Origin of the sequence: Ferruginibacter sp. SUN106 (genome assembly GCF_050611765.1) — a bacterium.
In the GTDB taxonomy this organism is placed as follows: domain Bacteria; phylum Bacteroidota; class Bacteroidia; order Chitinophagales; family Chitinophagaceae; genus Ferruginibacter.
On sequence record NZ_JBODJC010000006.1, the window covers coordinates 267,725 to 286,106 of the forward strand.

Genomic DNA, 18,382 nt, shown 5'->3' on the forward strand with positions numbered 1-18,382 from the left:
AGGTAAATAGAGAAAAGTACCCCGCCGGTTGGGCAGAGTTTACAGACTACATACTTCGATGATTGAGCAGATCGAGGTTGCTGCGTAGAAAAGATACTATATTGTATAAATTACTGATAGTTGTAAATTTGGTGCAAGATAAAAAAAAAATATGAGTTATGCAATTCCGGCGCAGACCCATATCGGGCATGTGCATTTAAAAGTAACAGATCTTGATAAAGCATTAGGATTTTATAAAGATCTGCTGGGCTTTGAAATTACACAACGCTATGGCGATAGCGCTGTGTTTATTTCTGCCGGTGGTTACCATCATCATATTGGGTTAAATACCTGGCATAGTAAAAATGCAGGGCCTGCACCGGTGAGGGCAGCAGGTTTATATCATGTGGCTATTGTGTACCCAACAAGAAAAGACCTGGCCATGATATTTAAAAGACTAACAGATGCTGAATATCCATTGACAGGAGCATCTGATCATGGTGTATCTGAAGCCATTTATTTAAACGATCCTGATGGCAATGGAGTAGAATTATATTGGGACAGGCCAAAGGAGCATTGGCCCGTTAATACAGAAGGAAAACTGTGGATGGGCACTTCGGCATTAGACCTCGATTCTTTATTATTTGAGTTGGCTTAAACAATTGTTTTTACAAAATAACCAGTACCTGTAAATTGCGGAGCAGCCATTGCTTTTTCAAAAATACCATACACAGTACTTCCACTGCCACTCATAGATGCATATACAGCACCTTGTGTGTATAAGGCCTCTTTAATGTTTTTTATAGCAGGATATTTTTCAAACACCGGCATTTCAAAATCATTTTTTAATTCCTGTTGCCATGATGTTATGGGTTGTGTAATAATTTCCTTTATCGTTTTTTGCGGAAGGGCAGGAGTGAGTTGTGAAAAAGCCCAACCGGTATTTATATGAATACCCGGATTGATCAAAATGATTGTATACTTCGACAGATCCGTATTTATAGCTTCCAGTATTTCTCCACGGCCGGTAGCATAGCAAGGTTTATTGATGATAAAGAAAGGGCAGTCGCTGCCAAGCTGAGATGCATAGTTTAGAAGTTCAGGCGTTGAAAGATTTAGATTGAATTTTTTGTTTAATAGCATTAATACAAAAGCCCCGTCCGCAGAACCGCCACCTAAACCTGCGCCCATTGGAATGGCTTTATGTAAATGCATTTTTATTGCAGGTAATTCAGGAAAATCTTTTTTTAAAAGATGGTATGCCTTAATGCAAATATTATCCCCGTTATTGCCATCTACAATTAAACCGGATGAAGTGAATGTTATTGGTGAGGTAGTATTGTGAGCAGGGATAATTTCCACTGCATCTTTTAAACCAACGGGATAAAATACTGTTTCCAGGTTATGAAAACCATCTTCCCTTTTATTAAGAATATGTAAGCCGAGGTTTATTTTACAGTTAGGGAAAGAAAGCATTTTTAATTGATAATGGGATAATTGATAATGGATAATGTTTTAGAAGGAAACAGTACACTAAAAATAAATATTTTAGAAAATCAGCAGAAACCACCAATGGAAAACATTTTCAACTATCCATTTAATAATTATCCATTATTTCCCCTTCCTGCTTTTTATCTCATCTCTTATAGCAATGGCACGTATATAATCTTCGCTATCCAATACTTCGTTGAGTAAAGTATTCAATTCTTCGATGCTCATGGTTTTTAAATCGTCACTACCACCGGTTTCGGTAGTTACAGCCTGTACTTTTTTCTTTTTGCCATCATCTTCCATTAAAATACCGGCCTGGTCCAAAATTGAATCGTAAGTATACACCGGGCAACCAAAACGTACTGCCAATGCCAGGGCATCTGAGGTACGGGAATCAATTTCTACTGTATCGTTAGCTGAACTGCATACTAATTTGCTATAAAAAATGCCTTCCTGCAGATCATTGATCACTACTTCATGCAGTTCCACATTAAAAGCCAGCATAAAGTTCTTCATCAGGTCGTGTGTAAGCGGACGGCTGGGGCTCATACGTTCCAGCGCTACTGCAATGGCCTGCGCTTCAAAGCCGCCAATTACAATAGGCAAACGGCGTAAGCCATTCACTTCTCCCAATACAACGGCATAAGAATGCGTTTGTGTAATGCTGTGCGATAATGCTACTATTTCCAGTTCTATTTTCTTCATATCCTATCTCCGCTGAATGCGAAGTACTGATTATAGATGATTAATAAAAGCAAATATAAAAACAAAAGCCCTTAAAATACTAAAAGAATAGCTACTCTTTTCTTCTTGTTGCGGCGCTCTTTATACCGGCTTTATTTTTAACGGGCTTGTGGGGTGTTTTTTTCTTCAATTCTTCTGCCGCTGCTATTATCTTAACCGCACTGTCGGCTGCTTTCATCATCATCATTTGCGCAGAGTCAGTTATAGCAGAGTCGCTTATAATCGTTCTGTAATCAACAGTCTCTACAGTATAATCTCCGGGTATTTCAAATAAAGAATCCGGCAGGTGCATTGGTTCTACCTGCGCAGGTATTAATTCAAATACCTGTTTGATATTGCCAGCCTGGGTAGTTACACTAATACCCATGCCAATAGTTTTACCATTAGTAAAGAGTGTTACTTCATCTGATTGCAGATATTTTTCATCAATTGTGAAATATAATGAGTCAGCATACCAAAAGAGAAAATCCATTTCTCCCATAAATTCATTTTTACCATTACCAGTTATTGTAAAAGCACTGCAGGAATGATCGAGTATGGTTTTGTTTTTCCCAGGTAGTTTTAGTAATGTGCCGAAAACGGTATTTTTTTTATTGATAAAAGTGTCTGCACTATACGTTTTTGTAACTGCATTGATCTTATAAAGAATACCTTTTGTAAAATCAATTACCAGGTCGTCCGTACCATTTTCGTTTTCTTTGCCTTTTATTTTTTTGAGGCCTTTTATTTTCTGGTTGCCATAAAACACTTCTATCGTGCCGGTTTCATTTTCTCTTTCAGTTATAAATGTATGGGTAACTTTTCCTTCAAACTGTGTTTGTGCAAAAAGGGTTAAACCAAAAATTGCCAGTAAGATTGATAATGCTATTTTGTTCATTTGTTTTGATTGATAAAATTTCAACAGCGTAATTGCTATTCTTTTTTTGATGCCACTTTTGGTTTAATAGTAGCTTTGGTTTTGGCCTTGCCTTTACTTGCAGGCATTCTTTTTTTTGTTGTTCTCATCACTTTTACCGCACTATCAACCATCGCAGCAGTAGTATCAACAATTACAGGTGGTTCAAATGAAATGTTTTTCCTGTCGGTATAATCAGCAGGAATTATAAATTCATTTTCATCTATTGGCATCGGTTTAATAGAAACGGCTTCTACTGTAATTACCTGGTTACTTGTAGTGCCGGAATTAAATTCTTCCTCCGACGGCGGATTGGTCATTTGTAACTCGGCACCTAAAACTATTCTGCCCTGTTGAATATTTACCAACTCCATGTTGCCCCTGTATTTTTCAGGTATAAAATAAGTAAGGGAATCTGCCAGGTAAAAAGTAGCATTAGAAGAACCCAGAAGCCTCGTATACAAACCACTCAAACCATTTTTTTCAGGTTGAAAGGGAGTAGTGGTATAACCGCTGATTGTTTTCTTTTGCGGAGCAGGTAAAGGCAGGTTGGTTATCAATAATTTTTTCTTAAACATTTTATCAGCAGCGCTGAGTGTGTAAACAGCACCGGAATCTAAAAGGACTAAAAGCGCATTCTGCTCATATTCCTGACCTTCTTTAAAAAACAATTTTATTTTGCGTTCGCCAAACAATACTTTTAATTCAGCGTCTGTTTTTTCATCGCCACTGGCATGTAGCTTATAAATTATTTCTCCACGAAAATCTTTTTGTGCATGTACAAAGGCAGTAATGCAAAGAGTGGTAAGGATCAGAAAAAATACTTTCATTTTTTTTGTTTAGTAAACAAATGTAAAAAAATAAAGCCTTTCAAACATGATTGAAAGGCTTTGTATGATCCTTGTGTTTTAGTTTATGCTCCTTTTAACTTTCTTACTGCTTCAATTATCTTAGGCATCACTTCAAAAGCATCGCCCACAATACCATAATCAGCTGCTTTAAAGAAAGGTGCTTCGGGATCTTTATTGATCACTACAATTACCTTACTTCTGTTTACACCAGCCAGATGCTGAATAGAACCGCTGATGCCGATAGCAAAATATAAATTAGGCGCAATGGCCAAACCGGTTTGTCCTACGTGCTCGTGATGTGGCCTCCAGCCGATATCTGCAACGGGGCGGCTGCAGGCAGTAGCGGCGCCTAATAATTTAGCCAGGTCGGTAACCAGTCCCCAGTTTTCGGGACCTTTTAAACCACGGCCCCCACTTATTACTAATTCGGCTTCGTTTAATGGCACTTCGCCAACAATTTTATTTACAGCAGTTACGGTAACTTTTGGTGCATCAATTGCAGGTGCGAATGCAACAACTTCCGCAGTGGCATCAGTAGTAGTAATATTAAATGAGTTAGGACTTAAGGCGATAATTTTTACCGCAGTATTTAAAGCGATATTAGCAAATGCTTTACCGCTGAAAACATTTTTCTTTACCACAAATCCATTGCTGGTATCTGGCAATGCGATGGCACCACTTACCAAACCTGCTTTAAGTTTAGCACTTAAACGTGGTGCAATTGATTTACCATTAAGGTTATTAGAGAATACAACAACAGTAGCACCTGTTGCGGCAATGGCTTGCGCCATTACATTGGTAAATACCTGTGCATCTAAATGATCAAGTGCATCATTTTTTACGGTGTGTACTTTTTTTAATCCGTATTTTCCTAATGCTGCCAAGTCTTCGGTCACATTACCTAAAACAATTCCTTCTGCAGTTGTACTTAATTGTTCTGCAACTTTACTTGCGTAAGATGCAGCTTCCAAAGAAGATTTTTTGATATGGCCTTCAGATTGATCCAGAAATATTAATACTGACATATAAATAAGTTGACGGGTTAATTAAAATGCTTTTGCTTCTTCGTGTAATAATCTTACCAATTCTTCCGGTGTATCAGGAGATACTAATTTAACACCAGCTTTTGCAGGTGGCAGATCAAATGACACAACAGCAGTTAATGCATCAGCAGCAACAGGCTCCTGTACTTTTAATGGTTTGCTCCTGGCACCCATAATACCTTTCATATTTGGAATGCGTTGCTCTGCCATTCCTTTCTGGCAACTAACGGTAAGAGGTAGCCCAACTTTATTGGTTTCTTCCCCACCATCAATTTCACGAACAATTACTGCAGCACCATCTATCAAATCAAATTTAATAGCATGAGAAACATAAGGCAGGTCCAGTAACTCGGCCACCATACCACCAATAGAAGAGCCATTGTAATCTATTGTTTCTTTACCGGTAAAAATTAAATCGTAGCCACCTGTTTTGGCTACTTCGGCAATCTGCGAAGCGATATAAAAACTATCCTGGCTGTCGGCATTAATACGGATAGCTTCATCGCCACCCAATGCCAGTGCTTTGCGGATGATGGGTTCAGTATCGGCACCACCAACGGTTACCAAATGAATGACTGTGGAAGGATCAGCTTCTTTTAATTCGATAGCCCTTACCAAAGCGTACCATTCATCGTACGGATTGATGATCCATTGTACGCCGTCAGCAGCAAATTTCGTATTGTTATCGCTGAAGGCTATTTTTGCCGTTGTGTCCGGCGTTTTTGAAATGCAAACGAGTATCTTCATATTGACAATCTTTTAGCCCCTTTCAAATAGCGGGGAGTTAATTAGTTGTTTATGCAACTATTCGCAAAGATAAGAGCAAAAGACATTATACGAAGCAAAAACTAAAAAATATTTTTAATACCATGAGCAGGATAGAAAAATTGCTGGAATACATGAAAACATCTGATAAGGATAGCTTTCTGCAACATGCGCTGGCACTGGAATACATTAAGGTAGATAAAGATGAGGAAGCCCGTAAGCTGTTTAATGAAATTTTACTGCGGGAGCCTACTTATATCGGTTCTTACTATCATTTGGGTAAATTACTGGAACGTGCCGGGGAATTTGAAAAAGCCATTAAAGTGTATGAAAGAGGCATGTGGGAGGCTAAAAGATCTGGAGATAATCATTCTTATAATGAGTTGCAGGGAGCTAAAGAGGACCTGGAAGAATAAAAGCCTCCTGCCACTGAAATAGAACCTGGTTATGGACAAGATTGAAGCGTATCTGCCTCTAAATTTGAATAAGGTTCAATAAATAATAATAAGCAAGAATGGAAAAGGAGCTGATGACAATGGTTACTATTCTTTTTTGAAAAAAATAAAATGTCAAAGCAATCAAAAAGAGAATACCTGTGATAAGGCTGTTAAGCATTTGCTGCTTTACTATTAAAAGAATTGTTGATGAAGGGATGATCGGGGAAACCAATTGATAGTTAGCCTGGAAAAAACTAACATAACCTGACAAAGCAATAATGCAATTCAATACCAAAAAAATTCTGCAAGGCCATTCCAGTTTGTGCATAGATTAAAGATAGTATGATTTTACAAAAACAGTTTACTGATTATATAAAAAAAGAAAATCTTTTTCACCCAAAAGATAAACTGCTGCTTGCTGTAAGCGGTGGGGTTGATTCGGCTGTGCTATGTGCATTATGCAAACAAGCTGGTTTTGATTTTGCAATTGCACATTGTAATTTTCAATTGAGGGGAGAAGATAGCAAGAGGGATGAAGTATTTGTACAGTCATTGTCGGAGCAATACAGTGTTGCTTTTCATGTTATTTCATTTGATACAAACACTATTGCAAAACAACAAAAAAAATCTGTTGAAGAAGTTGCAAGAGATCTGCGTTATGCCTGGTTTGAACAGTTAAGAATTGATAACGGTTATAATTACATTGTAACAGCACATCATGCTGATGACAATGTTGAAACAGTGCTGATGAATTTTTTCAGGGGCACAGGTATTAAAGGTTTGCACGGTATTTTACCTAAACAAAATAAAATTATACGGCCATTGCTCTTTGCAAATAAAAAAGAATTAATAGCATTTGCAATAGAAAATAAACTACAGTTTGTAACCGACTACACTAATACACAAAATGATTTTACACGTAATTATTTCCGCAATGAATTAATTCCTGCTGTTCAAAAAGTATTTCCTGCTGCTAATGAAAATATTTTAAAAAATATCAACAGGTTGGCAGAAGCAGAGCAATTGTATAACCAGGCTATCGAAATGTATAAAAAGAAATTACTGGAAATAAGGGGCAATGAAATTCATATTCCTGTATTGAAACTGCAAAAACTAATGCCATTATCAAGCATTGTTTACGAGATCATTAAAGACTATGGCTTTACAGCACTTCAAACCGAAGAAGTTATTGGTTTATTGCAAAGTGAATCAGGAAAGTACGTTCAGTCTTTGTCTTACAGAATTATCAGGAACCGTAAGTGGCTGATCATTTCTCCCAATAAAACTGAAAACGCACAAAATATTCTGATTGAAGAAACAGATAAAAAAATATTTTTTGAAAGCGGTGTATTGGAAATTGAAAAATCTTTGCCACTATCCACTATCAACAATCAACTTTCAACTGCACAGCTTGATGCAAGCGAAATACAATTTCCGCTGCTGCTACGCAAATGGAAGCAAGGCGATTATTTTTATCCGCTGGGCATGCAAAAGAAAAAAAAACTGAGCCGTTTTTTTATTGATCAGAAATTATCCCTTACACAAAAAGAAAATGTTTGGGTAATAGAAACTAATAAAAAAATATTGTGGGTGATCGGGTTACGTATCGATAACCGTTTTAAGATCACCGATACAACAAAACAAATACTGCAGATCGCATTTAAAAAGACGGGTGAATAAGTTTCTCTATAAAACCTTTAAATAAATCCGGCCTTAATATGGCAGCAAACACAAACCCATATACGCTGCCCGAAAAGTGAGCATTGTGTCCGATATTGTCACCACCACGTTTGCTGCTGTATATGCAATACCATAAATACAATACCGCAAATACGATATTAGGAAGTGTAATTACGCCAAATAAGGCAACATTTTTTGCCCATGGGTCGAAAATAATGGAGGAGAACAACACTGCCGAAACTGCACCGGAAGCACCTAATGCAGCATAGCTGGGGTTGTTACGGTTTTTTATAAAATCATATACCGATGCTACAGCTAATGCTGTAATGTAAAGGATTAAATACTCTGACCTGTTAAATAAATACATCTCCACAAAGCGGCCAAAGGAGTATAAGGTAAACATGTTGAAGAACAAATGGATAAAATCAGCGTGTATTAATCCATGGCTTAAAAACCTGTAATATTCTGATGGAGCATTCATCCCGTAAGGATAGAATATGGCTTTATTTTTCAGGTCGTGATTATTGAACCCAAGCAGCGAAACAACAACAGTTAAAGCGATGATTGAAAACGTAACGGGAAATTGTGATAATTCTTCCATAAATGCGAATTAAATAATTTAAGTGTGGTGATATTTTTCATTTTTAATAATAGTACATGCCCTGTAAACCTGTTCTGCCAAAATTAAGCGCACCAACTGATGCGGAAAAACCAATGGCGATAAACTCCATTTGTAATTAGCTCTTTTCATCACTTCATCGCTTACACCAAATGCACCGCCAATTAAAAATACCATTTTCTTCACGCTTTCATTGGCCCGCATTTCAATAAACTTTGCCAGCTCTTCACTTTTTATCAGTTTGCCCCGCTCATCTAACAATATTAAATAATCATCTTTTTGTAAAAAATTTAAAATGGCCTCGCCTTCTTTTTTCTTCAGGTCTGTTTCACTTAGCATAGCTGTGTTTTTAGGCACGGGAATAATATTCCATTCTACCGGGTAATAATGTGAGATGCGTTTAGTAAACATTTCCACAGCTTCTTTTACATGTGGTTCGTGTGCTTTGCCTACCGACCAGAATTGGAGTTTCATTTGTGTGAGTGGTGAATGGTGAATCGTCAATGGTGAATGGTGAGTCGTGAATCGTCAGTCATCATTTACTTGCTTTTATTTTTGAAGTGGAGTCTCTTATTATTAGCTCTGTCTGCAGTGCTTTGGATTGAAAATCTGTGACCGGCCTTTTGCTTTCGATCATACTGATCAATAATTCAGTTGCCACCTGCCCAATTTCAAATGCCGGCTGGCGTACTACCGAAAGTGGCGGATTGAATAATTCGCCCAGGTTGGTATTAGTAAAACCTATCACTGCAATATCGTCTGGAATTTTTTTGCCCAGTTTTTGTAATGCCTGCATGCAGGTAGTGGTAAGGCGATCGCCGGCAGCAAATAAAGCATCTGCTTTTTGTTTTTGCTTGAATACTTTTTTCAGCGCCTCTTCCACTTCGTCGTATATCATTCCACCATGGTAACAATAGTGCACTAATTTTTCATCAAACTCAATATTGTTTTTACGCAGTGCTTCTTTGTAGCCTTCTAATCTTTCTTCGGAAATAGATAAATAGGGAGCACTGGTAATATGGGCAATTCTTTTAAAACCATTCTGAATTAAATGTTCCGTAGCATCATAGGCGCCTTTAAAATTATCAGCAATTACTTTGTGTGTATTGATCTCATTAACGATCCTGTCGAAAAAAACTATCGGCAGGCCTTTATCATACAATTGTTTAAAATGAGCATAATCCTTGGTTTCGCTGGAAACAGAAACCAGTAAGCCATCTACCGATCTTGACGCCATATGGTCCACGATCACCGATTCTCTTTCAAAAGATTCATGGCTTTGTGATATAATTACATGGTAGCCGCGGTTGTAAGCAATAGATTCGATACCATTGATGGCCTGGGAAAAAAAGTTGTTGGCAATTTCGCAAACAATAATGCCCAGGGAATGATTGCGTCTTTCCTTTAAACTCAGCGCAATAGGGTTGGGCCTGTAGTTGATCTTTTCGGCATACTCCAACACCATTTTTTTTGTTTCTGAACTTATCTCGTAGCTGCCACGCAACGCCCTGCTTACAGTGGAAGTAGATAATCCTAATGCTTTTCCTATATCCTTTATTGTAACCGGTTCAAACTTCATCTTTTCATTTTTGGCAAGTGCAAATCACCGTTATTTTTTTCAAGTTACAGCTTTTTAAGGGTATAAAATAATGTGGCAACGTTATCGGGAACGTTTGCGTAAAAATTCTAAGCCTGCTCAATTAGTGCAGTAAAAAAAAGTTCTAACATTGAGTATTGATTGCTGCAGCATTTGGTTGATTTTCTCCCCGAAAAAAGATAATGCTGCTCATAATTTTGTAAATTAAATACTGCTATATGAATAAGTTGTTAGTACTGCTCACAATCTTTTTTATTCTGCCTTTTACACTTTTGGCGCAAAATAAAACCATTAAGGGTAAGGTTACGGATGAAAATGGTGCGGCTATTTCCGGCGTCACCGTTGTTTCAAAAAATGCCCCGAGAGGCACTCAGACAGACAAGGAAGGAAACTTTTCTATTTCGCTTTCCAGCTCTAATGCTGTTAATCTTGTTTTTACCTCAGTAGGATATGGCAGCAAAACTGTTCCAGTGACTACTGAAACCTTTATTACAGTTCAGTTAAAAAAAGAAGCCATCACCCAGGAAGACGTGGTGGTGATCGGCTACCAGACCATCAGGCGTAAGGACTTGCTGGCATCCGTTTCGTCAATCGGAGCTAAAGATCTGAAAGACATCCCTATTAATTCTGCTGCTGAGGCGCTGAATGGCAGGTTGGCTGGTGTTACCGCCACTACTGCAGAGGGGTCACCTGATGCAGCCATCAGGATCAGAATTCGTGGTGGAATTTCTATTACACAGGATAATTCTCCATTATACATTGTGGATGGAATTCAAATGGAGAATGCTTTAAATGTTCTTTCTCCACAGGATATACAAAGTATTGATGTATTAAAAGATGCAGCAGCTACAGCTATTTATGGAGCTAGAGGTGGTAATGGCGTAATTGTAATAACCACCAAAAGTGGCAAACAAGGCAAATTAAAAGTATTGTATAATGGTTTTGTCGGTATCAAAAAGCTGGCTAAAGAATTGGATGTATTAAGCCCTTATGATTTTATTTATTACCAGTCTGAGAGGTCGAGAGGTAGTGGTACCGACAGTACCACATTCGGAAAAAACTACGGTACCACATGGGATACCCTGAATGTATATAAAAACGTACCGGCAGTTGACTGGCAGAAAGAGACGTACGGTAAAACAGGATTTACGCAAACTCATAATCTTTCTTTATCAGGAGGTTCTAATAGATTTACTTACAATATCGGCTATACTTTCAATTCAGACAAAGCTATTGTGATCAATTCATCCTACAAAAGACACTTAGCTAACTTCAGAGGCGACTATAAGATCAATAGTAAAATGAAAATAGGTATCAGCGCCAGGTTAACACAACAGGAAGTGCTTGGAGCCGGGATCTCTTCTGAAAACGGAACTTCGTATAACCGTTTGAGAAATACAATCAAATACAGGCCTTTCCTAATGCCTAACCAGGCACTTACTGATGCAGATCAATTTAGTGATCCCAGTGCAGGAAATGGGTTATTATTATTTAATCCTATTCTCTATGCTAACGCAGAATACAGGCAAAAAACTACTAAGAATAATAATATCAGTTTAACATATACCTATAACATACTTAAAAATTTAAGTTTAAGGTCAACGGTGGGGTATGTGTATAATAAATTTTACGACTGGCAGTTCAGTGATTCCAGTACATCAATTGCTATTACGCAGGGAGCGCAAAGACCTGTAACCAGCCTGGACAGTACATTTACAAGAACGTATACTAATTCGAATGTGCTGACCTATACCGTAAAAGGGTTCAGGAAAAAACATGATTTCAGTGTTTTGGCTGGCGAAGAAACTTACCAGCTAAATACAACAGTATCTAACAGGTCGTATAAATTATTTCCTCTGTTTATTCCCCCGGTTGCGGCTTTATTGAATCCACAGAATGGTACTTCATTTACAGGCTTTCCCAGACTTACGAAATCAAAATACACCAACCTATCATTCTTTGGCAGAATGAGCTATGGTTTTAAAGATAAATACCTGGCAAGTGTTGATGTTCGTGCAGATGGTGCATCTAAATTCGGGCCTGGAAATAAATGGGGGTACTTCCCTGCAGCTTCATTGGCATGGCGTGTGAAGAAAGAAAAATTTCTACAGAATGTTGACTTTATAACCGACCTTAAATTCAGGGCGGGTATGGGTGTTGCCGGAAATAACCGTATCCCTGATTACCTGTACATTTCTACATTCAGCAGCAACGGTACTTATTTCTATGGTATCAATAACCAGGCTGTATTGGCATATTATTCTGCCGGGCTTGTTAACCCAACTTTAAAATGGGAGTCAACTTTAAACAAAAACCTGGGTCTTGATCTTGCTATATTAAAGAACAGGCTGAGTTTAAGTGTGGATGTATACAGTAACGAATCGAAAGACCTGTTGCTGAATGTTCCCATTGCCTCTACTTACGGATATTCTACCCAATTACAGAATGTAGGTAAAACAAGAAATAAAGGGATTGAACTACAGTTGAATGGGCAGATCGTTAACAAAAGAGATTTTACATGGAGCGCTACCTTTAATATCTCCAGCAATAAAAATAAAGTAGAACAATTAGGTGTTAATCAAACCAGTTTCTTCCCTGCTGCAAGCTGGGGTGTTTCTGGCCAGCCAACAGATTATATTATTAGGATCGGCGACCCTGTTGGATCAATGTACGGATTGGTAAATGATGGTTTTTATACCACGGCTGATTTTGATTATAATTCCGCTACGGGTGCTTATACTTTAAAATCTGGTGTAACCAATGCTACTGGTGTAATAGGTGTAGTGCAGCCGGGAATGGTAAAATTTAAAGATATCAGCGGCCCTGCAGGCAAGCCTGACGGAGTAATAGACCTGACTTACGACAGGCAAATTATTGGTAATCCAACGCCTAAATTTACCGGAGGTTTAAACCAGCAGTTTACTTACAAGCGTTGGGAGTTGAGTGCCTTTGTGAATTTCTCTTATGGCAATGATGTGTACAACGCTAACAAAGTGGAATTAACTAACGCTTATACTAATAATTCAAACCTGCTTGCGATTATGGCTAACCGGTGGAAAATTGTAAATGCAAGCGGTCAAACTACACAATGGGTAATAGGAAATACTGCTTATGGTTTCAGCCCCGATCAGCTGAATGCATTAAATGCCAACGCCACAATATGGCAGCCAATAAAAAGTGCCGGCGCATTTTATCCCAGCAGCTGGGCTATTGAAGATGGTTCATTCTTACGTATTAATAATATCAGTGTAGGATATAATATGCCGGTTAACCGTTTAACCAGATTGCACATGAGTAAACTGAAGTTTTATTTTACTGCAAATAATGTAGCTATCATTACCAACTATAGCGGTTACGATCCTGAAGTTAGTGTGCGAAACAGCCCGTTAACTCCCGGTTTGGATTATTCAGCATATCCAAAGAGCCGTTCTTATATTTTTGGTATCAATGCTTCATTTTAATTAACGTAATAAATCTTTTTATATGAACAAGAATTTTTTTAAAATATCAATTGTGGCTATGGCAACCCTGCTGATAGTGATCAGCGGTTGTAAAAAATACCTGGAGCAAACACCTATTACAGAAGTGGATGCTTCCGTAGTATTTAGTGATGTAAACTCCACCTATAAAGCCATTGCCGGTGTGTACAGCAGGCTGGTAGGAGACCAGGGCTTTGGTATCCGTTTAAGTTTGTACTATACAGTTGATAATGATGAAATGCAGGGCCCAACCGGGGCTGGTGATGCAGACAGAAGGGATATAGCACGTTTTACCGCTACTCCCACCAATGCACAATTAAACTCTCCATTCAACCAGTTGTTTCAGGGTATTGAGTTTGCCAATAACTGTATTGATAATATACCCAACATGGAAATGTATAAAACCGGTAGTGATCAGCAAAAAAAGCAATTGCAAAGAATGTATGGGGAGGCGTTAACTTTAAGGGCACAGTTTTACCTGGAAGCAATGATGATATGGGGAGATTTACCGGCGCACTTTCAATCAGCTTCAGCAACTGCACTAACCAACCCGTTTCCTAAACGTACCAGTACGGATACACTATACGATCATTTACTTGCCGACCTGAAAACTGCGGAAGACCTGGTGCCCTGGCGCAACGAAGTGGCTGCAATAGGAGACCCTGCAGACGAAAGAATTACAAAAGGTACAGTGAAAGGTTTAAGGGCTAGAGTTGCATTGTTCAGGGGCGGGTATTCTTTACGCCAGAATTCTACTATGCAACGTAGTTCAGACTATTTAACTTATTACCAGATTGCGAAAGCTGAATGTACAGATATTGTGAATTCTGCCCAGCATAGTTTAAATCCTAGTTTTAAATCTTTGTGGAAAGACCAGGTTTGCGCTCATGCTCTTGCAGATCCCAACGGAGAACTAATGTTCCAGGCAAGCGCTATCGGATTAACAGGAGCCGAAGATACCAAACTGGGTTATTACAACGGACCAACAGTAAATGCACTTGGAAATAAAAGCATCAATGTACTGCCTAATTATTTTTATCTTTTTGATTCTACTGATCTGAGAAGGGATGTTACTTGCGCTCCTTATAATGTTGCAGCTAATGGTGCTACTAAAATCGGACAAGCTATTACTGCCATTTGCGATGGTAAATATAGAAGAGACTGGGTTACAAATCCAACTATTTCGCCTACCAATGCTGTGCAATACCTTGGCTTGAAGTGGCAGATATTGCGCTATTCGGATGTGTTACTTATGCTGGCAGAAGCTGAGAATGAAATTAATGGCCCAACAACAATCGCTTATGATGCAATTAACCAGGTAAGGAGAAGAGGATACGGAAAACCCATTGCCACACCAAACGCAACTATAGACCTGGCCGGTTTAAATAAAGCCACGTTTTTTGCTGCGCTGGTAAGAGAACGTTCTTTGGAACTCGGCGGCGAAGGAGTACGTAAATTTGATCTGATACGCTGGAATTTATTAGGGGCTGCAATTGCTGATTCAAAAGCTAACATGACAAAAATGTCTACATTAACTGCAATGGCAGATCCTTCCTACATGGCTGGTTTCCCTTCTTATTGCAAATCAGCAACACTTCCCATTGCCATGTATTATATTACCACAACAGTTTCGGATGATAATAATATCAATGGTATCTGGAAAAACTCTTTGTATAAAACGGCGCCAACAGCCACGCCTGCCGGTACTACCAAAGTAGTTTGGCTTAGCAGCGCTATTGCAACTGCAGGTACAACCTCATCTTTAGGCAGGTATGCCACAGGCTATACGGCTGGTAAATCAGAATTGAGCCCTATACCTCAGCCAGCAAGGGATGCCAATTTTAACTTAACACAAAACCCGGGATATTAAGATAGTTTTTCTCATTAATCGTTTATGTTTTGAAGGCTGCCCCAGTGGCAGCCTTTTTTAAAAAATACACAATGAAAAGGGGAGTAAAAAAAATGGTATTCTTATTTGGATTGCTATTTGCTTTGCAATCAACAGCACAACAAACCAAAAAAACTGTTGCACAAGATGGCAGCGGTGACTATACAACAATGCAGGAAGCATTCAATGCTATTCCCTTCAATAATAAAAAGCCAATAACTATTTTTATAAAGAACGGAATCTATAAAGAAAAATTATTGCTGGATACTTCGAAGAATTTTGTAACTATTATTGGAGAAGATAAATTTAATACCATTCTTACTTATGATGATCATACCGGAAAAGCATCACCAAAAGGAGATACCATTAATACAAGGTCTTCCTATAGTTTTTTAATTAAGGCCAATAGTTTTTCTGCCAGCAATATTACTTTCCAAAACGATGCAGGCTTTACAGCAGGGCAGGCAGTTGCTGTAGAATCGGATGGCGATAAAGCAATCTTTACAAATTGCAGGTTCATCGGTTTCCAGGATGTATTATTTACTAACAGTGATAAAAGCCGGCAGTATTACAACAACTGTTATATTGAAGGTACTACTGATTTTATTTTTGGCTCCGCAACAGCCTGGTTTCAGCAATGCCATATCCACAGTAAAAAGAATTCGCATGTTACTGCAGCATCCACTGCAAAAGAAAAAACATTCGGCTATATTTTTAATGATTGTGTAGTAACGGGAGATACATCTGTACACAGTGCTTCATTAGGCAGGCCATGGAAACCTTATGCAGCAGTGGTTTATATGCATTGCTTTATCGGTCAGCACATACGTGCTGAAGGATGGAGCAACTGGAACAACACAGACAGCTACAAAACTGCCCGTTATGCTGAATATAAAAATTACGGCCCATCGGCAGATATCACAAAAAGAGTGGATTGGAGTAAACAGTTAACGGACGAAGAAGCCAAAGCCTATACTTTAAAAAATGTTTTTGGAGATTGGAATCCGGAACAATAAAAGAAACTAAATTACAGTATCATGAAAAGAAATTTTTTACTTGTTGCATTGCTGTTTTTAAGCCATGTAAATATTTTTGCGCAAACCGCTAATCCTCAGCAATACAAATATATATTTACTGTTGCCAAAGATGGTACAGGGGATTATTTATTTATACAGGATGCTATTGATGCCATGAGGGTGTATCCATTGGCACCAATTACATTGTATATTAAAAACGGGGTGTACAACGAAAAAATTGAATTGCCGGCTAATAATACCGATGTGAATTTTATTGGAGAAAGTGTGGATAGTACCATCATTGTTTTTAATGATTATTCCGGCAAAGGGAAATTAACAACTTTTACTTCTTACACAGCAAAAATTTCCGGCAATCGTTTCCGGGCAGAGAATATTACTTTCGCTAATAATGCAGGCGCTGTAGGGCAGGCGGTAGCATTGTATGTTGATGCCGATAAAGCGGTATTTAAAAATTGTAAATTCCTGGGCAACCAGGATACCATTTTTGCCAGTGGCGAAAAATCAAACCAGTTATTTGACAGCTGTTATATTGAAGGCACCACAGATTTTATTTTTGGTCCCGCTACTGCAGTATTTAAAAACTGTACTATAAAAGGCAAGACCAATTCATTCATTACAGCAGCAAGCACAAGTGTTGGAAAATCGTACGGGTTTGTTTTTTTAGATTGTAAAATTATTACAGACAGTGCGGTAACAAAATTATATTTGGGACGGCCCTGGCGCACCAATGCCAAAACAGTTTTTATTAATTGTAATTTGCCAAAGGTAATAGCGCCGGAAGGTTGGGATAACTGGAACAATCCTGCCAATGAAAAAACTGTTTATTATGCAGAATATAAAAATACAGGTGACGGAGCAGTAATTACGAACAGGGCAAAATGGGCAAAACAATTAAATAAATCACAGGTTAATTTATATAATCTGCCTGTTATATACAACTATGTTAAGGCTGTGGATTCAAATGGCTATGCATGGTTTAACAGGCCGCTTATAAAATCTTTTGATAAAACTCTATTTGTGAATAAAGCAGCTTTGGAAATACCGTTATACAAAAATGGCGTACCTAATTCAACGGGTGCTGCTGACAGGGAAAATGCTACTTTTAAAGATAATGTAACAAGGATTGCAAAAGTGAGTACACCAACACTTACCATTTTTAAACCGGCAAAACCCAATGGTAAAGCAGTGATCATTTGTCCGGGTGGTGGTTACAGCATTTTAGCATTTGATAAAGAAGGTACAAAAGTGGCTGAAGAAATGAACCGCTGGGGTATTACAGCTTTTGTGCTGAAATATCGCTTACCTGATGATAGTTTTAATATAGATAAAAGCCTGGCGCCATTACAAGACGCACAACAGGCAATCCGGTTGGTAAGAAGCAATGCTAAAGAATGGGGCGTCAACAGCAAACAAATCGCCATCATGGGCTTTTCGGCCGGAGGCCATGTAGCGTCAACAGCAGCCACACATTTTAATTTTAAAGCAGATGCTAACAATAATGATACTACTTCTGTTCGTCCCGATTTTGCCATACTCATCTACCCGGTTATAAGTTTTGATAGTACGATCACTCATAAAGGATCCCGGAATAATTTAATTGGCACCAAAGCCACCACTGAACAAACAAATTTTTTTAGTAACGAATTGCAGGTTACCAAAAACACACCGCCCTCTTTTTTGGTACAGGCAGGAGATGATGGTGCTGTACCAGTACAGAACAGCCTGCGGTATTATGAAGCCTGCATAAAAAATAATGTACCGGCCGAAATGCATTTATATCCCAAAGGTGGCCACGGTTTTGGTATGAATAATAAAACCACCGACGATAACTGGCTGGAAAGATTAAGGAACTGGATCAACCGCTGGTAACAGCACAA

The 18,382-nt window shown here is 38.4% G+C and carries 16 protein-coding genes; 7 read left to right on the forward strand and 9 right to left on the reverse strand.

Annotated features, from left to right (window positions below; translation table 11 throughout):
- The first annotated feature begins 151 nt into the window (after positions 1-151).
- Entirely contained in the window at positions 152-637 is a 486-nt protein-coding gene (locus ACQ334_RS23425; RefSeq protein ID WP_430990717.1) for a VOC family protein, read from the forward strand.
- On the opposite strand, the gene ispE is transcribed toward ACQ334_RS23425, so the two are convergent.
- From ispE to ACQ334_RS23455, 6 genes are all read right to left on the reverse strand, one after another.
- Positions 634-1,455 carry a 4-(cytidine 5'-diphospho)-2-C-methyl-D-erythritol kinase gene (gene ispE / locus ACQ334_RS23430; RefSeq protein ID WP_430990718.1) on the reverse strand — a complete coding sequence of 274 codons (822 nt, stop codon included), beginning with the start codon at positions 1,453-1,455 and terminating at the stop codon, positions 634-636. The two genes, ACQ334_RS23425 and ispE, sit on opposite strands and share 4 nt — an antisense overlap.
- Positions 1,456-1,590: 135 nt before the next feature.
- Positions 1,591-2,175: a bifunctional nuclease domain-containing protein gene (locus tag ACQ334_RS23435; RefSeq protein ID WP_430990719.1), complete on the reverse strand. Its 585-nt coding sequence runs from the start codon at positions 2,173-2,175 to the stop codon at positions 1,591-1,593.
- A gap of 91 nt (positions 2,176-2,266) precedes the next feature.
- On the reverse strand, positions 2,267-3,091 hold the full coding sequence (locus ACQ334_RS23440) for a hypothetical protein (protein ID WP_430990720.1): 825 nt from the start codon (positions 3,089-3,091) through the stop codon (positions 2,267-2,269).
- Between the two features lie 35 nt (positions 3,092-3,126).
- Positions 3,127-3,939, reverse strand: coding sequence for a hypothetical protein (locus ACQ334_RS23445; RefSeq protein WP_430990721.1), 813 nt, complete (start codon positions 3,937-3,939; stop codon positions 3,127-3,129).
- An 83-nt stretch (positions 3,940-4,022) separates the two neighbouring features.
- A complete protein-coding gene (locus ACQ334_RS23450) occupies positions 4,023-4,985 on the reverse strand; it encodes an electron transfer flavoprotein subunit alpha/FixB family protein (protein WP_430990722.1) in 963 nt (320 codons plus the stop codon).
- A 21-nt stretch (positions 4,986-5,006) separates the two neighbouring features.
- A complete protein-coding gene (locus ACQ334_RS23455; RefSeq protein ID WP_430990723.1) occupies positions 5,007-5,750 on the reverse strand; it encodes an electron transfer flavoprotein subunit beta/FixA family protein in 744 nt (247 codons plus the stop codon).
- Between the two features lie 122 nt (positions 5,751-5,872).
- Between ACQ334_RS23455 and ACQ334_RS23460 the strand changes: the two genes are divergently transcribed.
- Both ACQ334_RS23460 and tilS read left to right on the forward strand, forming a co-directional pair.
- Entirely contained in the window at positions 5,873-6,184 is a 312-nt protein-coding gene (locus ACQ334_RS23460; RefSeq protein ID WP_430990724.1) for a tetratricopeptide repeat protein, read from the forward strand.
- Between the two features lie 363 nt (positions 6,185-6,547).
- Complete coding sequence (gene tilS / locus ACQ334_RS23465; protein ID WP_430990725.1) at positions 6,548-7,885, forward strand: tRNA lysidine(34) synthetase TilS; 1,338 nt, start codon at positions 6,548-6,550, stop codon at positions 7,883-7,885.
- On the opposite strand, the gene ACQ334_RS23470 is transcribed toward tilS, so the two are convergent.
- The 3 genes from ACQ334_RS23470 to ACQ334_RS23480 all read right to left on the reverse strand — a co-directional run bounded on the left by ACQ334_RS23470 (position 7,866) and on the right by ACQ334_RS23480 (position 10,083).
- A complete protein-coding gene (locus ACQ334_RS23470; protein WP_430990726.1) occupies positions 7,866-8,486 on the reverse strand; it encodes a rhomboid family intramembrane serine protease in 621 nt (206 codons plus the stop codon). The two genes, tilS and ACQ334_RS23470, sit on opposite strands and share 20 nt — an antisense overlap.
- Positions 8,487-8,504: 18 nt before the next feature.
- Positions 8,505-8,978, reverse strand: coding sequence for a 23S rRNA (pseudouridine(1915)-N(3))-methyltransferase RlmH (locus tag ACQ334_RS23475; protein ID WP_430990727.1), 474 nt, complete (start codon positions 8,976-8,978; stop codon positions 8,505-8,507).
- Positions 8,979-9,039: 61 nt separating this feature from the next.
- On the reverse strand, positions 9,040-10,083 hold the full coding sequence (locus ACQ334_RS23480; RefSeq protein ID WP_430990728.1) for a LacI family DNA-binding transcriptional regulator: 1,044 nt from the start codon (positions 10,081-10,083) through the stop codon (positions 9,040-9,042).
- A gap of 236 nt (positions 10,084-10,319) precedes the next feature.
- Between ACQ334_RS23480 and ACQ334_RS23485 the strand changes: the two genes are divergently transcribed.
- The 4 genes from ACQ334_RS23485 (at position 10,320) to ACQ334_RS23500 (ending at position 18,374) form a co-directional block, all read left to right on the forward strand.
- Positions 10,320-13,562: a SusC/RagA family TonB-linked outer membrane protein gene (locus ACQ334_RS23485; protein ID WP_430990729.1), complete on the forward strand. Its 3,243-nt coding sequence runs from the start codon at positions 10,320-10,322 to the stop codon at positions 13,560-13,562.
- A gap of 22 nt (positions 13,563-13,584) precedes the next feature.
- The gene (locus ACQ334_RS23490) at positions 13,585-15,450 is read left to right on the forward strand and encodes a RagB/SusD family nutrient uptake outer membrane protein (protein ID WP_430990730.1); all 1,866 of its coding nucleotides are present in this window, start codon (positions 13,585-13,587) and stop codon (positions 15,448-15,450) included.
- Between the two features lie 71 nt (positions 15,451-15,521).
- Positions 15,522-16,484 (forward strand): pectinesterase family protein, encoded by a 963-nt coding sequence (locus tag ACQ334_RS23495; RefSeq protein WP_430990731.1) that lies wholly within the window; start codon positions 15,522-15,524, stop codon positions 16,482-16,484.
- Between the two features lie 21 nt (positions 16,485-16,505).
- Complete coding sequence (locus ACQ334_RS23500) at positions 16,506-18,374, forward strand: pectinesterase family protein (protein ID WP_430990732.1); 1,869 nt, start codon at positions 16,506-16,508, stop codon at positions 18,372-18,374.
- Positions 18,375-18,382: the final 8 nt, after the last annotated feature.

Excerpts from the sequence above, each read along its gene's own strand:
- ACQ334_RS23425 (WP_430990717.1), top strand. The coding sequence starts at position 152 with ATGAGTTATGCAATTCCGGCGCAGACCCATATCGGGCATGTGCATTTA.
- ispE (WP_430990718.1), bottom strand. The coding sequence starts at position 1,455 with ATGCTTTCTTTCCCTAACTGTAAAATAAACCTCGGCTTACATATTCTT.
- ACQ334_RS23435 (WP_430990719.1), bottom strand. The coding sequence starts at position 2,175 with ATGAAGAAAATAGAACTGGAAATAGTAGCATTATCGCACAGCATTACA.
- ACQ334_RS23440 (WP_430990720.1), bottom strand. The coding sequence starts at position 3,091 with ATGAACAAAATAGCATTATCAATCTTACTGGCAATTTTTGGTTTAACC.
- ACQ334_RS23445 (WP_430990721.1), bottom strand. The coding sequence starts at position 3,939 with ATGAAAGTATTTTTTCTGATCCTTACCACTCTTTGCATTACTGCCTTT.
- ACQ334_RS23450 (WP_430990722.1), bottom strand. The coding sequence starts at position 4,985 with ATGTCAGTATTAATATTTCTGGATCAATCTGAAGGCCATATCAAAAAA.
- ACQ334_RS23455 (WP_430990723.1), bottom strand. The coding sequence starts at position 5,750 with ATGAAGATACTCGTTTGCATTTCAAAAACGCCGGACACAACGGCAAAA.
- ACQ334_RS23460 (WP_430990724.1), top strand. The coding sequence starts at position 5,873 with ATGAGCAGGATAGAAAAATTGCTGGAATACATGAAAACATCTGATAAG.
- tilS (WP_430990725.1), top strand. The coding sequence starts at position 6,548 with ATGATTTTACAAAAACAGTTTACTGATTATATAAAAAAAGAAAATCTT.
- ACQ334_RS23470 (WP_430990726.1), bottom strand. The coding sequence starts at position 8,486 with ATGGAAGAATTATCACAATTTCCCGTTACGTTTTCAATCATCGCTTTA.
- ACQ334_RS23475 (WP_430990727.1), bottom strand. The coding sequence starts at position 8,978 with ATGAAACTCCAATTCTGGTCGGTAGGCAAAGCACACGAACCACATGTA.
- ACQ334_RS23480 (WP_430990728.1), bottom strand. The coding sequence starts at position 10,083 with ATGAAGTTTGAACCGGTTACAATAAAGGATATAGGAAAAGCATTAGGA.
- ACQ334_RS23485 (WP_430990729.1), top strand. The coding sequence starts at position 10,320 with ATGAATAAGTTGTTAGTACTGCTCACAATCTTTTTTATTCTGCCTTTT.
- ACQ334_RS23490 (WP_430990730.1), top strand. The coding sequence starts at position 13,585 with ATGAACAAGAATTTTTTTAAAATATCAATTGTGGCTATGGCAACCCTG.
- ACQ334_RS23495 (WP_430990731.1), top strand. The coding sequence starts at position 15,522 with ATGAAAAGGGGAGTAAAAAAAATGGTATTCTTATTTGGATTGCTATTT.
- ACQ334_RS23500 (WP_430990732.1), top strand. The coding sequence starts at position 16,506 with ATGAAAAGAAATTTTTTACTTGTTGCATTGCTGTTTTTAAGCCATGTA.